This window comes from Acidiferrobacter sp. SPIII_3 (genome assembly GCF_003184265.1).
Lineage (GTDB): Bacteria > Pseudomonadota > Gammaproteobacteria > Acidiferrobacterales > Acidiferrobacteraceae > Acidiferrobacter.
In genome coordinates this window covers 845,921-861,550 of sequence record NZ_CP027663.1, presented here as the reverse complement: position 1 = coordinate 861,550, position 15,630 = coordinate 845,921, and the positions used below count along the sequence as shown (strand labels likewise).

Annotated in this window: 13 protein-coding genes; all 13 read right to left on the bottom strand. The window is 64.8% G+C overall.

Annotated features, from left to right (window positions below):
* Positions 1 to 95: 95 nt before the first annotated feature.
* The 13 genes from glmM to grpE all read right to left on the bottom strand — a co-directional run bounded on the left by glmM (position 96) and on the right by grpE (position 15,581).
* Positions 96 to 1,463: a phosphoglucosamine mutase gene (glmM, locus tag C4901_RS04550; RefSeq protein ID WP_110136325.1), complete on the bottom strand. Its 1,368-nt coding sequence runs from the start codon at positions 1,461 to 1,463 to the stop codon at positions 96 to 98.
* Positions 1,460 to 2,308, bottom strand: coding sequence for a dihydropteroate synthase (gene folP / locus C4901_RS04545; protein WP_240611828.1), 849 nt, complete (start codon positions 2,306 to 2,308; stop codon positions 1,460 to 1,462). The genes glmM and folP overlap by 4 nt, the downstream gene beginning before the upstream one ends.
* A gap of 7 nt (positions 2,309 to 2,315) precedes the next feature.
* The gene (ftsH, locus tag C4901_RS04540) at positions 2,316 to 4,238 is read right to left on the bottom strand and encodes an ATP-dependent zinc metalloprotease FtsH (RefSeq protein WP_110136324.1); all 1,923 of its coding nucleotides are present in this window, start codon (positions 4,236 to 4,238) and stop codon (positions 2,316 to 2,318) included.
* A 45-nt stretch (positions 4,239 to 4,283) separates the two neighbouring features.
* On the bottom strand, positions 4,284 to 4,910 hold the full coding sequence (locus C4901_RS04535; protein WP_110136323.1) for an RlmE family RNA methyltransferase: 627 nt from the start codon (positions 4,908 to 4,910) through the stop codon (positions 4,284 to 4,286).
* 17 nt (positions 4,911 to 4,927) lie between these two features.
* Complete coding sequence (locus C4901_RS04530; protein ID WP_110136322.1) at positions 4,928 to 5,341, bottom strand: DUF4149 domain-containing protein; 414 nt, start codon at positions 5,339 to 5,341, stop codon at positions 4,928 to 4,930.
* A 10-nt stretch (positions 5,342 to 5,351) separates the two neighbouring features.
* Complete coding sequence (gene greA, locus C4901_RS04525; RefSeq protein ID WP_110136321.1) at positions 5,352 to 5,828, bottom strand: transcription elongation factor GreA; 477 nt, start codon at positions 5,826 to 5,828, stop codon at positions 5,352 to 5,354.
* Complete coding sequence (carB, locus tag C4901_RS04520) at positions 5,821 to 9,063, bottom strand: carbamoyl-phosphate synthase large subunit (RefSeq protein ID WP_110136320.1); 3,243 nt, start codon at positions 9,061 to 9,063, stop codon at positions 5,821 to 5,823. The genes greA and carB overlap by 8 nt, the downstream gene beginning before the upstream one ends.
* The gene (gene carA, locus C4901_RS04515) at positions 9,063 to 10,271 is read right to left on the bottom strand and encodes a glutamine-hydrolyzing carbamoyl-phosphate synthase small subunit (RefSeq protein ID WP_240611827.1); all 1,209 of its coding nucleotides are present in this window, start codon (positions 10,269 to 10,271) and stop codon (positions 9,063 to 9,065) included. Before carA ends, carB begins: the two co-directional genes overlap by 1 nt.
* Positions 10,272 to 10,316: 45 nt before the next feature.
* Positions 10,317 to 11,114: a 4-hydroxy-tetrahydrodipicolinate reductase gene (dapB, locus tag C4901_RS04510; RefSeq protein WP_110136318.1), complete on the bottom strand. Its 798-nt coding sequence runs from the start codon at positions 11,112 to 11,114 to the stop codon at positions 10,317 to 10,319.
* A 70-nt stretch (positions 11,115 to 11,184) separates the two neighbouring features.
* Complete coding sequence (locus tag C4901_RS04505) at positions 11,185 to 11,682, bottom strand: DsrE family protein (protein ID WP_110136317.1); 498 nt, start codon at positions 11,680 to 11,682, stop codon at positions 11,185 to 11,187.
* A gap of 48 nt (positions 11,683 to 11,730) precedes the next feature.
* On the bottom strand, positions 11,731 to 12,879 hold the full coding sequence (gene dnaJ / locus C4901_RS04500) for a molecular chaperone DnaJ (RefSeq protein WP_205736185.1): 1,149 nt from the start codon (positions 12,877 to 12,879) through the stop codon (positions 11,731 to 11,733).
* Positions 12,880 to 12,966: 87 nt separating this feature from the next.
* A complete protein-coding gene (gene dnaK / locus C4901_RS04495; RefSeq protein ID WP_110136315.1) occupies positions 12,967 to 14,901 on the bottom strand; it encodes a molecular chaperone DnaK in 1,935 nt (644 codons plus the stop codon).
* A gap of 89 nt (positions 14,902 to 14,990) precedes the next feature.
* Positions 14,991 to 15,581 carry a nucleotide exchange factor GrpE gene (grpE, locus tag C4901_RS04490; protein ID WP_110136314.1) on the bottom strand — a complete coding sequence of 197 codons (591 nt, stop codon included), beginning with the start codon at positions 15,579 to 15,581 and terminating at the stop codon, positions 14,991 to 14,993.
* Positions 15,582 to 15,630: the final 49 nt, after the last annotated feature.

Sequence of the window (15,630 nt, the reverse complement as noted above, 5' to 3'; positions counted from 1 at the left end):
CGAAGTATTCTTTACAAAATGCGCGCCGATGTTACCGGCAAGCCGACGGGAAAGCAATTTCCCATACCCGGGGAAAACCCCCTCCGTGATCACGGTCAGGCGACATCGGCCTCGGCGGCGGCCTTGGCCACGGCCGAGGCCAACTGTTCGGTGAGCTCCGTCACCGTGCGCGCCTCGGCGGCCTCGACCATGACGCGCACGACAGGCTCGGTCCCGGAGGGCCGCAAGACCACCCGCCCCTCATGACCCAGGAGCCGCTCCACATCCCTCAAGAGGGCGAGCACGGCCGGGGCACGCACGACATCGCGCGCCGACACACCGCGATTGAGGGTCACATTGACGATGGTCTGCGGGTAGACGTGCATGCCTGCACTCAACTCGGCCAGACTGCGCTCGGACTCGCGCATCGCCGCCAGTACTTGCAGCGCGGCAATGACGCCGTCGCCGGTGGTCGCCTTGTCGAGGCAGATCACGTGTCCGGAGGCCTCGCCCCCCAGATCCCAGCCGCGCTCCGAGAGCAGCGCCATCACATAGCGATCACCCACGGGCGCCCGCCCGAATGGGATGCCAAGGCGCCTTAAGGCCTGCTCCAGACCGACATTGCTCATGAGCGTGCCGGCCACGCCTGCCACGGGTACTCCCATGCGTTGGCGGTGCGCCGCGATCATATACAGGATGCGGTCACCGTCGATGACCCTGCCGGCGTGATCGACCATGATCACCCGGTCACCATCGCCGTCCAGCGCGATGCCGAGATCAGCCTTTTCGCTCAGTACCGCCGCGCGCAAGGTCTCCGGGCAGGTCGATCCGCATTCGCGGTTGATATTGAAGCCGTCCGGGGCGTTGCCGATGGCCACCACCTGCGCGCCGAGCTCCTCGAAGACGTGGGGCGCGATCTGGTAGGCGGCGCCATGGGCGCAATCCACGACCACCTTCAGTCCGCCGAGCCCCAGGCGGCAAGGGAAGGTGCTCTTGCAGAATTCGATATAGCGGCCGGCGGCGTCCGCGAAGCGCCGCACCTTGCCAAGCTCGGCCGAGGGCACGGTGCGCATGGGCCTGCGCATCATGGCCTCGATGGCGCACTCGACCTCGTCTGGCAATTTGGTGCCCGACGATGAGAAGAACTTGATGCCATTGTCCTCGTAGGGATTGTGCGAGGCGCTGATGACGATGCCGGCCTGCGCACGCGCCGTACGCGTGAGATAGGCAATACCCGGGGTGGGCATGGGCCCTATGAGACGGATGTCCGCGCCCGCCGCGGACAGGCCAGCCTCGAGCGCCGACTCGAGGAGATAACCCGAGATGCGCGTATCCTTGCCGATCAGCACGCTGCCGCGATCATCACCCTCCGCCAACAGCACACGCCCGGCGGCCCAGCCCAGCTTGAGCACGGTCTCCGGCGTCACCGGTTCCTCGCCGACCCGGCCACGGATCCCATCGGTGCCAAAAAAATGACGTCTCACGCTACCCACTCCTTGGGTTCGAATACCCATTCCCAGGCGCGTACCGCTTCTTGCGTCGCGCGCACATCATGGACGCGTACCACCCGCGCGCCGCCCGCTATGGCCGCGAGCGCGAGCGCAATGCTCGTATGCAAGCGTCCGTCCACCGGCAGGTCCCAGGGCTCACCGGTCATACGCTTACGCGACAAGCCGGCCAGCACGGGTGCGAGCCGAGCGATCCTCGGCAACGCCCGCAACAGCGCCAGGTTCTCGGCCAAGTCCTTGCCAAAACCAAAACCCGGATCGATCAGGATGCGGTCGCGCGGGATCCCGGCGTCCTGTGCCGCCTGCAGGCGCGCCTCGAGATAAGAGAGGACCTCGGTCACCACATCCCGCCCGGCAATACGCGTTCCTATCATGGACGACCCCGCCGGTTCGTGCATCAGACAAACCGGCACCCCGAGGTCGGCCGCTGTCGCCAGGGCCCCAGGCCTCGTCAAGGCGCGTACGTCATTGATGAACGACGCCCCGGCCGCGACCACCTCGCTCATGACCCGGGGTTCCGAGGTATCGACCGACAACGGCACGGGAAAACGCGCCTGCAGGGCGGCGACGACCGGGACCACGCGCGCGCATTCCTCGTCGGGGCTCACCGGCCGTGCCCCGGGCCGGGTCGACTCCCCCCCGACGTCGATGATGTCGGCGCCCGCCTCGATCAGCGCCTCGGCATGGCGCAAGGCCTTGTCCGGAGACAAAAAAAGACCCCCGTCCGAAAAGGAATCGGGGGTTACGTTCAGGATACCCATGATGGCCACCCGGCCATCGGTCCGCAGCCACGAGGCGGCGGCCTTGCGCGTCTGCGCCACCGCCGCCCTACCGCGATTCCCCGGCCGGCGTATCCATGCGCGGCTTCACGCGCGCCCGGTCGGCGGCCTTGGGCTCACTGCTGTCGCCCCCCGGGGTGGTGGTATTGCTATCGTTGAAGCCGTAGGGTGGACGCGGCTTACGGCCTTCCATGATGTCGTTGATCTGATCCGTCTCGAGGGTCTCCCACTCGAGCAACATGCCTGCCATCATCTCCACCTTGTCCTTGTTGGTCTCGATGATGCGCCGCGCGCGGCCGTACTGTTCGTCGACGATGCGCCGTATCTCGGCATCCACAAGCTGCGCCGTGGCATCGCTCAGGTTCTTGTGGGTGGTCACATCGCGCCCGAGAAAGACCTCGCTCTGATTCTCGCCATAGACACGCGTGCCGAGCCGGTCGCTCATGCCCCAGCGGCTCACCATGTTGCGCGCAAGCTCGGTGGCCCGCTCGAAATCGTTCGCGGCCCCGGTGGTCATCTGATGCATGAACACCTCCTCGGCGATACGCCCGGCCATGAGCACGGCGATGGTCGACAGCAGATACTCGCGGTCATGGCTGTAGCGGTCCTCGGTGGGCAGCTGCATCGTCACCCCGAGCGCCCGTCCACGGGGGATGATGGTCACCTTGTGCACGGGATCGGTGTTGGGCAATAGACGCGCGACCACGGTATGGCCCGATTCATGGTAGGCGGTGTTGACGCGTTCCTTTTCGGGCATGACGATGGAACGGCGCTCGGCGCCCATGACGATCTTGTCCTTGGCAAGCTCGAAGTCCTGCATCTCCACCAGGCGCTTGTTGGCGCGGGCCGCAAACAGCGCCGCCTCATTCACGAGATTGGCGAGATCGGCGCCGGAGAAACCGGGGGTGCCGCGCGCCAGGATACTCGGCACCACATCATCCGAGACCGGCACCTTGCGCATATGGATGCGGATGATCTGCTCGCGTCCGCGGATATCCGGCAGCGGCACGAACACCTGACGGTCGAACCGTCCGGGACGCAGGAGCGCCGGGTCAAGAACATCGGGCCGGTTGGTGGCGGCGATCACGATCACGCCCTCGCTGCCCTCGAAACCATCCATCTCGACCAGCAGCTGGTTTAGGGTCTGCTCGCGCTCGTCATGACCGCCACCGAGACCCGCGCCGCGCTGGCGGCCAACGGCATCGATTTCGTCTATGAAGATGATGCACGGGGCGTGCTTCTTGGCCTGATCGAACATGTCGCGCACGCGCGAGGCGCCCACGCCCACGAACATCTCCACGAAGTCGGAGCCGGAGATCGAGAAGAACGGCACCTTGGCCTCGCCGGCAATGGCCTTGGCGAGCAAGGTCTTGCCGGTGCCCGGGCTGCCGGTCATGAGCACGCCGCGCGGGATGCGTCCGCCGAGCTTCTGGAACTTGGTCGGGTCGCGCAGGAACTCGACGAGCTCCTTGACCTCTTCCTTGGCCTCTTCGACGCCGGCGACGTCCTCAAAGGTGACTTTATTGGTGTCTTCCGTCAACATGCGCGCCTTACTCTTGCCAAAGCTCATGGCGCTGCGACCGCCCCCACCGCCCTGCATCTGGCGCATGAAGAATATCCATACCCCGACGAACAGCAGCAACGGGAACCAGTTGATGAAGATCTGCAGCAACAGGGACTGCTGCGCAGGCGGCTTGGCATCCACGCTTACGCCATTATTCAGGAGCTGACTCACCAGTCCCGAATCGGTCGGCGCGTAGGTCTGAAAGCGCTGGCCGGTCTTCGTGATCCCGGTGATGTCATGGCCCTTGATAACGACGCCACCCACCTGCCCCTGCTTGACATGGTTGATGAATTGCGAGAAGGCGATGGACCGGACCGCCGGGTGATGGTTGCCGAAGCTGTTGAAGACCGACATCAGCACTATGGCGATGATGAGCCATAGAAGCAGATTCTTTGCGAGATTATTCAAGGTGTGACCTCGTGCGCCCCAAAAGACGCGCCTGCCGCCATTCTCCTACGACTCCGGTCCCGACACAACAGGCCGTAACCCGGTACCGAGGAGGTAAACCTCGGGGCTGCGGGGGCGCGACGCCGGCGGTTTGCGCGTGGCCACCCGTTGAAAACGGTGCCGCATGTCGGCCAAAAGCTCCGGGAATCCGGCACCCTGAAAAACCTTAATAAGACAACTACCGTCCCGGGTCAAGCACGAGATGGCAAAATCGAGCGCGATCTCGGCAAGCCCCATGGCGCGCGCCTGGTCAGACGCCCCCACGCCACTTATATTGGGGGCCATGTCGGAAATTACAAGGTCCACCCGGTCCCCGAGCGCGCGGCGTACCGCCTCATAGCAGTCGGGGTCGGTGAAATCCCCCTGAATGAACACCACCCCGGGCAAGGGGTCCATGGGCAAGACATCGACCGCCACGATGCGTCCCGCAGGCCCCAGACGGCGCGCCGCGTATTGCGCAAACCCCCCGGGGGCGCTCCCGAGATCCGCGACCACCGAACCCGGACGGATGAGACGGTCGCGGGCATCGATCTCCATGAGTTTGTAGGCCGCCCGTGAACGGTAGCCCTCGGCCTGCGCGCGTTTCACATAGGGGTCGGCGAAGTGCTCATCCATCCAGCGGTTGCGGGCCATGGGACGGTCTTAGGCCTTCACAGGGCGCGGGCCACGACCATAAGCCCCAAGACGCCCTCCGCGAGGTAGACGGTCGTGGAGACGACATGCAAGGCCATGAACGGCCCCCAGGACGGGCTCCCCGGCCCAAAATGCGGGGTGGCGCGCAGCATCGCCATGATCGGCAGGATGAGCAGCGCAAAGATCCCGTCCAGCCCCCATGCGATACGCGCCAGACGCCGCCAGCGGCCCGCCGGCACGGCGCCGGCCACGATCCCGCCGAGGATAAGACCGAGGCCCTGACCGGCGGCAAACAGGTCGCCCGCAAGCCCGCCCGCGACCGCCTGCGGCAGGCGCCAGAACAACAAAGGCACGACGCCCGCGACCGTCCACAGGCTGCCCATCCACAAGACCGCCGCGACCCGCGCAAGGCCGGCCGCGGGCGATGGCACCCGCGGCGGATCAGATGTAGCGGATGTCGAGGATCTCATACTGGCGGGTGCCATCCGGGACGCATACCTCCACGATATCGCCACTCTCCTTGCCGATCAAAGCGCGCGCGATCGGGGAACTGATCGATATCTTCCCGTCCTGGATATCCGCCTCGTCGTCGCCGACGATCTGGTAGGTGACCTCGCGCTGCCCATCCTCCTCGAAAAGGTTCACGGTCGCACCAAACACCACGCGACCTTGGGCATTGACGGTCAGCGGATCGATGATCTGGGCATGGCCAAGCTTGGTCTCGACATCGCTTATCCGCCCCTCGATGAAGCTTTGCTGTTCCTTGGCCGCATGGTATTCCGCGTTTTCCGATAAATCGCCGTGCGCCCGCGCCTCCGCGATCGCCTGTATGATGCGCGGCCGCTCGACGGTCTTCAGACGGTGCAGCTCCTGCTTTAGCTTCTCGGCGCCGCTTACCGTGAGAGGAACTTTAATCATGCGCAATCTCCTTATGCAAGTCCTGCAAACATCGCACCTCGAACTCCTGCATGTGTCCGTGCGCCTCGCACGCCGCCCGCGCCGCCGCGAGCGTCGTATAGTTCGTCACCTTATGCTGCAAGGCCTCACGGCGGATCAGATAGGAGTCGGCCATGCTCTGCTTGTCAGCTACGGTATTGACGATGATATCGATCTCGTCATTTTTGATCATGTCCACGACATGCGGCCGGCCTTCGGATACCTTGTTGACCGCGCGCACCGTGAGGCCGGATGCCTCAAGCACGGCCGCGGTGCCGCGCGTCGCCAAAAGATCGAACCCGTGATCGGCAAAGTAGCGGGCGATCGGCACCGCGGCCGCGCGATCCCGGTCGCGCACGCTTATGAACAACCGGCCACCGCCCGGAATGGCGGCGCCCGCCGCGATCTGCGATTTGGCGAACGCCTCGCCGAAACTTCGACCCATGCCCATCACCTCACCCGTCGACTTCATCTCCGGGCCAAGGACGGTATCGACCCCTGGAAATTTGATGAACGGGAACACCGCCTCCTTCACCGAACAGTAGGCGGGCATCACTTCCGAGACGATCCCTTGGCTCTCGAGCGAATGCCCCATCATCACGCGTGCCGCGATCTTGGCAAGCGGCCGCGCCGTGGCCTTCGAGACATACGGTATGGTGCGTGATGCGCGCGGATTCACCTCGAGGACGTAGACCGCCTGATCCTTGATGGCAAACTGCACGTTCATGAGGCCGACCACATTCAGGGCCCGCGCCAACGCCACCGTCTGCCGGCGCAGCTCATCTTGTAGCGTCTGGGAAAGTCCGAAGGGCGGCAGCGAACACGCCGAATCGCCGGAATGGACACCAGCCTCCTCGATATGTTCCATGATGCCGCCGATGATCACGCGCTGTCCGTCGGAGACGGCGTCCACATCGACCTCGATGGCGTCGCTCAGGAACCGGTCGAGAAGAATGGGGCTGTCGTCGGACACCCGCACCGCAATGCGCATGTAGACCTCGAGATCCTCCCGGTTATGGCAGATCTCCATGGCGCGACCGCCGAGCACATAAGATGGCCGTACGACCAGCGGGTATCCGGTCTGCTCGGCCAGCATAACGGCATCGGTGGCATTATGCGCGATGCGATTGGGCGGCTGGAGCAGCCCAAGGTCGGCAATGAGTCTCTGGAAACGCTCGCGATCCTCGGCGAGATCGATGGACGCCGGGCTCGTGCCCACGATCGGCGCGCCGTTTGCCGCAAGCCCCTCCGCGAGCTTCAGGGGTGTCTGGCCGCCATATTGCACAATCACCCCGGCGGGCCGCTCAAGCCCCGTGATTTCAAGCACATCCTCGAGTGTCAGGGGCTCGAAATATAACCTGTCCGATATGTCGTAATCCGTGGACACCGTCTCCGGATTGCAGTTGACCATGATCGTCTGGTAACCGCTCTCGCGCAATGCCACCGAAGCGTGTACGCAACAATAATCGAATTCGATACCCTGACCGATGCGGTTCGGCCCGCTGCCGAGCACGATGACCTTGGCCCGGTCCTCGGGGCCTGCCTCGCACTCCGCCTCATAGGTCGAATACATATAGGCGGTGGCCGACGCGAATTCGGCGGCGCATGAATCGACTCTCTTATAGACCGGCCGGATGCCGTGCGCATGGCGGAACGCGCGCACGGCATCCTCGTCCTGCCCAAGGAGTACCGCGATCCTGCAATCGGAGAATCCGCGGCGCTTCCAGTCACGCATGCGCGGCCCGTCGGCCTCGACCAGCGCTCCCGACGCCCCGCGCTGCTCGATCTCACCCTCAGTCCTGACGATTTCGGCGATCTGGGCCACGAACCACGGATCGATGCGCGTCAAATCATGCACTTCCTCGACCGTGAAGCCGGCGCGCAGGGCGTCGGCCACATACCACAGGCGCTCCGCCCCAGGAACCTTCAGCTCCTGAACCAGACGATCGCGTATGGTTTTCTGGTCACCCGCGCGGTCGACGCGCGGCTCGAACCCGTAACTGCCGATCTCCAGGCTGCGCATGGCCTTCTGCAGCGACTCCTGGAAGGTGCGCCCGATCGCCATGGCCTCACCCACCGACTTCATCTGGGTGGTCAGGGTCGGGTCGGCCTTGGGGAATTTCTCGAAGGTAAAACGTGGGATCTTCGTCACCACATAGTCGACGCTGGGCTCGAATGACGCCGGCGTGGCCTTGCCTGTGATCTCGTTGCGCAGCTCGTCTAGCGTATAGCCGATGGCGAGCTTGGTGGCGATCTTGGCGATGGGAAAGCCCGTGGCCTTCGAGGCGAGCGCCGATGACCGCGACACGCGCGGATTCATCTCGATGACGATCATCTGCCCGGTCTTGGGATTGATCGCGAACTGGACGTTCGATCCGCCGGTCTCCACGCCGATCTCGCGCAATACCGCGATGCTGGCATCGCGCATCCTCTGGTACTCTTTGTCCGTGAGGGTCTGCGCCGGGGCCACGGTGATGGAATCACCGGTATGCACGCCCATGGGGTCGATGTTCTCGATCGCGCAGACGATGATGCAGTTGTCCAGGCGATCACGCACGACCTCCATCTCGAACTCCTTCCAGCCGATGATGGACTCCTCGATAAGCAACTCACGGGTCGGCGAGGCATCCAGGCCGCGCTCGCAGAGCTGCACGAACTCCTCGCGATTGTAGGCGATGCCGCCGCCGCTGCCGCCCAGCGTAAACGACGGCCGAATGATCGCCGGGAAGCCCACCAGGGCGTGCACCTGCAGGGCCTCCTCGAGGCTGTGGGCGATGGCCCCCTTGGCAACCCCGAGACCGATGGACTCCATCGCCTTCTTGAAGAGTTCACGATCCTCGGCCTTGTCGATGGCCGCCTTGGAGGCGCCGATCATGCGCACGCCGTAACGCTCCAGGACCCCCTCGCGATCCAGATCGAGCGCGCAGTTCAGCGCCGTCTGCCCGCCCATGGTCGGCAGCAGCGCATCCGGGCGCTCCTTGGCGATGATGCGCTCCACCACCCGCCAATTGATCGGTTCGATGTAGGTGGCATCGGCGAGATCGGGATCGGTCATGATGGTCGCCGGATTGGAGTTCACGAGGATGACGCGCAGCCCCTCCTCCTTCAGCGCCCGGCAGGCCTGGGTGCCCGAATAATCGAACTCGCAGCCCTGGCCGATGACGATTGGTCCGGCCCCTATGATGAGAACGCTCTTGATGTCGTCGCGCCTTGGCATCAGGACCTCGCCACCCCGTTTTGCGCCGCATCCATGAGCGCCGTGAAGCGCGCAAAAAGCGGCCAGACGTCATGGGGCCCGGGACTCGCCTCGGGGTGCCCCTGAAAGGAAAACACCGGTCGATCGGCATGGATCAACCCCTGGACCGAGCCGTCGAACAGCGAGCGGTGCGTCACGCGCAGACAACCAGGCAGGCTCGCCTCGTCGACCGCGAAACCATGGTTCTGGCTCGTGATCAAGACACGGCCGGAGTCGATGTCGAGCACCGGGTGATTGGCGCCATGGTGGCCGAACTTCATCTTTACGGTGCGCCCGCCCAGGGCAAGCCCCAGCAGCTGGTGACCGAGACAGATCCCGAAAAGCGGCACGCCCGAGGCCACAAGCTCCTGCGTGGCGTCGATGGCATAGCCGCAGGCCTTGGGGTCACCCGGCCCGTTCGAGAGAAACACGCCGTCGGGCCGCAAGGCGAGCGCCTGCGCGGCCGGGGTCTGCGCCGGCACCACCGTGACGCGGCAACCGGCGTGCGCCAGACTGCGCAGGATGTTGCGCTTGACCCCGAAATCATAAGCCACCACGTGGTAGCGTGCCGGCGGGCCCTTGGTCTCCCAGAGCCCCTCCTCCCAGACATAGGACCGCGGCGTCGACACACTCTTGGCGAGATCGAGCCCGTCGAGGCCGGGAAAGGCGCGCGCCAAAGCCACCGCCGCCGCCTGATCACCGGCCCTGTCGCCGGCCAGTATGACCGCGTTCTGCGCACCCTTCTCGCGCAGCCGGCGCGTGAGCGCGCGTGTGTCGATGCCGGCTATGGCCACCACCCCGCGCTGTTGCAAGAAGCCCCGCAGGTCTCCCGTGCCACGGTAATTGCTGTAGCAGGCCGGCGCGTCGCGCACGACAAGGCCGGCGGCGTGGACGGCCGCCGCCTCCATGTCGTCGTCGTTGACGCCGGTGTTTCCGATGTGCGGGTAGGTCAGCGTGACGATCTGGCTGGCGTATGAGGGGTCCGAGAGGATCTCCTGGTAGCCGGTCATGGCGGTATTGAACACGACTTCGCCCTGGGACGCCCCCGCGGCCCCGATAGACTCCCCGACGAACACTGTGCCGTCGGCGAGAGCAAGCAATGCCGGTTGCGCCACGGTACCTCCCGCCTCAGGGTTTACATACAAAAGCGGGAGCCGCTCTTCGCCGCTCCCGCCCGGAAAACGAGTCATTCACAAGGATTTGTCGGGAGATTGTAACGAAATGGCCGCGCGAAATCAACGCAGGCCGAGCACGTCCTGCATGTCATAGAGACCGTGGGGACGGCCCATCAGAAAGCGCGCGGCGCGCATGGCGCCGTCGGCGAACACCTCGCGGTTATCGGCGATATGGGCGATCTCGAGGCGCTCGGAAGGCAGCGCCAGGTACACACGATGCTCGCCCACGATTTCCCCGGCACGGAGGGTCGCGAAACCTATGCTGCCCGGGACCCGCGGCGCGCGCTCCTGGTGCCGGTCGTACACGGCCACATCCACCAGACGCCGGCCTCGCGCGGCGGCCGCCACTTCACCCAGACGTAGCGCCGTCCCCGACGGGGCATCGATCTTGTGGCGGTGATGGGCCTCCAGGATCTCGATATCGGCGTCGGGCAGGGCGCGGGCGGCGATCTCCAGCACATGCAAGGCGAGGTTTACGCCCACACTCATGTTGGCGGCCACCACAAAGCGGCCTCTGTCGGCCAGGACCCGTAGTCGTTCGCTGGCCGCCCCCGAAAGCCCGGTGGTGCCGATGACCGCGCCCTTCCCGAGCCGCGCGCAGATTTCCGCATAATGCGTACTCGCCTCGGGGGCCGTGAAATCGACCAGGACATCACAGCCCGCGATCACCTCTTCGGGCGCATCCGATACCGGCACCCCGAACGGCGCGCCGCCGATGAGGGTCGCCGCATCCCGTCCGCAGGCGCCATCGCCGGCGCGCACGAGCGCCCCCGAGAGGCACGCATCGGCCTGCCCGCGCACGGCCGCGAGCACCGCCCGACCCATGCGACCGGTGGCGCCTGCCACGGCAATCCTCATGATCCCCCCTTAAAAAGCCCGGCCCGCCCGCCGACCCACCGCACACGGACCCAGGATTGATCCCGCGGCGCTACCAGGCAATATAGGCGTACCCCTTATGCTGGAGCTCCATCAGGTCCGCGGCGCCCATGGGCACATAGGTGGCAAGCGGCAGCAATGCGGATTTCGTCAACTTCAATGTCCGCAGGGTATTGCCGCAGCCGTGAAACTCCACACCGTAGTCATGAAGGCTCGCCACCCCGGCGCGGATGCCCCTCGCCACCGGCCGGACGGGCTTTTTCAAGACCACGCTGATGCCTTCGGCAAAACAGGTTACCACGATATGGATCGAGCTCCCATAACGCCGCAGCAAGGCCTGTACCGACGACAAGATATGCTGCTGGTAGCCATGATCCGCCTGGTTCAGCTGGTAGACGATATGGTGGGTGGCCTTCTGGCCCGGAAAGGTCAGATCGAGACTGTCCGCGGAACCGGCAAAGGCCGCGCCCGAGCCCATGGCCGCGGCCACCCCGCCGGCGGCGACAATGACGCGCCGGCGCGATGGATTGAACGTGCGTTTGTCCCCCATAGCGAACCCTCGTTACGGTAATGCTTGAGAGACGACCGCCGCGCGGTTTTATTCCCCGGAACTGCGCGCCTTGGGCTCGAAAAAGCCCCGCAGCTTGTCGAGCCATGAGTGCTCCACCGGATTGTGGCGCTCCCCGCCCTCGCGTATCGAGGCATCAAAGGCCTCCAGCAATTCGCGCTGGGTACGCGTCAGCTTGACCGGCGTCTCCACCGTTATCTGACAGAAGAGGTCACCAACGTGACCGGTGCGGACGTTCTTGACCCCCTTGCCGCGCACGCGAAAGACCTTGTCGGTCTGCGTCTCCGGCGGGATCTTCAAAGTCATGCGCCCGTCCAGGCTCGGGATCTCGATCTCACCGCCCAGGACCACGATCCCAAAGCGCACCGGCACCTTGCAATACAGGTCGTCCTGCTCCCGGCGGAAAAAGGCGTGCGGCTTCAGTTTGATCTGCACGTAGAGGTCGCCCGCCGGACCCCCGTTCTCGCCGGCATCCCCCTGTCCGCTCACGCGGATCTGGTCACCCTCGTCGACACCCGCCGGAATCGTCACCGACAGGGTCTTGGCGCGCCGCGCGCGGCCCTCGCCGCGACACTCGACACACGGCTGACTGATGGCCCGCCCGCTCCCGCGGCAATTGGGACAGGTCTGTTGAATCGAAAAGAAGCCCTGCTGGAGACGCACTTGACCGTGACCGCCGCATGTCGGACAGGTCACCGGTACACTCCCGGCGCGGGCCCCGGACCCTTTGCACAGATCGCAGGTCGCCATGGTCGGCACCCGGATACGGGCCTCGGTGCCAAAAACCGCATCCTCCAGGGACAGGTCCAGGGTGAAACGCACATCGGCCCCACGGTAGACCTGGCTGCCGCGACGACCGCCGCCCCCGCCGAAGATATCCCCGAAGACATTATCGAAGATATCGGCAAAGCCCCCGGCGCCGAACGGTCCGCCGCCCGGCATCCCGCCACCCTGCATGCCGGCATGGCCGAACTGGTCATAAACCGCGCGCTTTTGCGGGTCACTCAAGACCTCGTAGGCCTCCTGGCACTCCTTGAAGACGGCCTCGGCACTCTTGTCATCGGGATTACGGTCGGGATGGTACTTCATCGCCATGCGGCGATAGGCCTTCTTCACCTCGGTGTCGTCCGCCCCGCGGGTCACACCGAGAACCTCATAATAATCGCGTCGCGTCGTCATAACCCCGCACTGCCGCAAAACCCCGACCATAGAAGAAAAAAGGCACGGGCGTCAACACCGCCCGCGCCCCTACCCTCTTCCAAGACCTTACTTTTCGCGGCGATTCTCATTGACTTCTTCGAACTCGGCGTCGACGACATTGTCGCCGCCGGCCTGCGTCCCGCCCGGCTGCTCGGCATCGCCCCCCGGCGAGGCGCCCGCCTGGGCCTGCGCATACATCTGCTCGGTCAACTTGTGACTCGCCTGACTCAAGGCCTCGGTCTTCGCGGTGATCTCCGCCTTGTCGTCACCCTTGACCGCCGCCTCCAAATCACGCATGGCCGCCTCGATCGCGTTCTTGTCGGCCGCGCTCACCTTATCGCCCAGATCCTGCAAGGACTTGCGCGTACCGTGCAGGAGCGCTTCGGCCTGATTGCGGGTATCCACCAGCTCATGGGCGCGACGATCCTCCTCGGCATGCGCCTCGGCGTCCTGCACCATGCGTTGGATCTCGGCCTCGCTCAAACCCGAGCTCGACTTGATGACGATGCGATTCTCCTTGCCCGTCGCCTTGTCGCGCGCCGACACATGCAGGATGCCGTTGGCATCGATATCGAAGGTCACCTCGATCTGCGGAACGCCGCGCGGCGCCGGCGGTATATCGGTGAGATCGAAACGCCCCAGCGACTTGTTGCCGGCCGCCATCTCGCGCTCGCCCTGCAGGACGTGCACGGTAACCGCCGTCTGACTGTCCTCGGCAGTCGAGAATACCTGCGCGGCCTTGGTCGGTATCGTCGTGTTCTTCTGGATGAGCTTGGTCATGACGCCGCCCATGGTCTCGATACCCAGAGACAACGGCGTTACATCCAGCAACAAGACATCCTTCACGTCACCCGCCAGCACGCCGCCCTGGACGGCCGCGCCGATCGCCACCGCCTCGTCCGGGTTCACGTCCTTGCGCGGTTCCTTCCCGAAGAAATCCCGCACCGCCTCCTGCACCTTGGGCATGCGCGTCTGGCCGCCGACCAAGATCACATCGTCGACCTCGGTGACCTTCAGGCCGGCGTCCTTCAACGCGATCTTGCAAGGCTCGATGGTCCGCCGGATCAGCTCCTCCACCAGGCTCTCCAGCTTGGCGCGCGTGATCTTGACGTTCAAATGCTTCGGCCCGCTCGCGTCGGCCGTAACATACGGCAGATTGACGTCCGTCTGAGTGCGCGAAGACAGCTCGATCTTGGCCTTTTCCGCGGCATCCTTCAGGCGTTGCAGCGCCAGGGGATCCTTGTGCAGATCGATGCCCGAGTCCTTCTTGAACTCCTCGGCCAGATAATCGATCAGCCGCAGATCGAAGTCCTCGCCCCCGAGGAAGGTGTCGCCGTTGGTCGACAACACCTCGAACTGATGCTCGCCATCGACCTCCGCGATCTCGATGATGGAGATATCAAAGGTGCCGCCGCCCAGATCGTAGACGGCGATCTTGCGATCGCCCTCCTTCTTGTCGAGACCGAAGGCCAGGGCTGCCGCGGTCGGCTCATTGATGATGCGCTTCACATTCAGCCCGGCGATGCGCCCGGCATCCTTGGTGGCCTGTCGTTGCGCATCGTTGAAGTAGGCCGGGACGGTGATGACCGCCTCGGTCACCTCCTCGCCCAGATAATCCTCGGCGGTCTTTTTCATCTTCTGAAGGACGCGCGCCGACACCTCCGGAGGCGCCATCTGCTTGCCGTTCACCTCGACCCACGCGTCGCCGTTCTTGGCGCGCACGATCTTGTAGGCCACCATCTTGATGTCGCGCTGCACGATGTCATCTTCGAACTTGCGGCCCACGAGACGCTTGACCGCATACAGCGTGTTCTGGGGATTGGTGACCGCCTGGCGCTTGGCCGACTGCCCGACCAGGATCTCGCCTTCATTGGCGTAGGCGACGATCGAGGGCGTGGTGCGATCACCTTCGCTGTTCTCGATGACGCGCGGCTTTCCGCCCTCGATGACGGCGACGCACGAATTCGTGGTTCCCAAGTCGATCCCGATAATCTTTGCCATCGCTTTTGTCCTCTTACTCCCGCTGGGGAAGATAGATAGTTGTAAGGCCGCTGGTTCCCAGATGGGGGCCCAAGGGCGTTTTTCAAGGGTCAGGACTTGGACTTGGCGACCACCACCAGGGCCGGCCTCAAAAGCCTGTCGTTCAATAAAAACCCTTTTTGCACGACCTCCACGACGTGATTGGCCGGCACATCCTCGCTCTCGACCATGGACATGGCCTGATGCTGGTCCGGATTGAATCGCGCCCCGGCGGGGTCGATCACCGTGATCGCAAACTTCTCGAGTACCGAATCCATCAGCTGCAAGGTCAGGTCCACGCCGGCAAAGAGCGCCTCCAGGGCCTGGCCGGCGGTATCGCGATCCACGGCGCGCGCGCGCTCGAGGCTGTCGCGCACCGGTAAGAGCTCAGTCGCGAAGCGCTCCAGGGCGAACTTGCGCGCGGTCGCGGCGTCCTGCTCGGCGCGCCGCCTGGTGTTCTCGGCCTCCGCAGCGACCCGCAAAAGCCGTTCGCGGTTCTCGGCAAGCTCGGCGCGCGCCCTCTCGAGCTCGGCTGCCAGTGTCGCCGGGTCTTCGGCCGCGGGCGCCGCTTGCGGCTCCTCGCGCGCCGGTGTCTTTGTCTCCGTCCCGGACTCCGTGTCGCCCGTCATTGTGTCGTTGTGCGCCATCACCTGCTCCGTCATGAATTCACCAGCGGCATGTGGGGATCACCCCGCGGCAAATCAAGCGCGC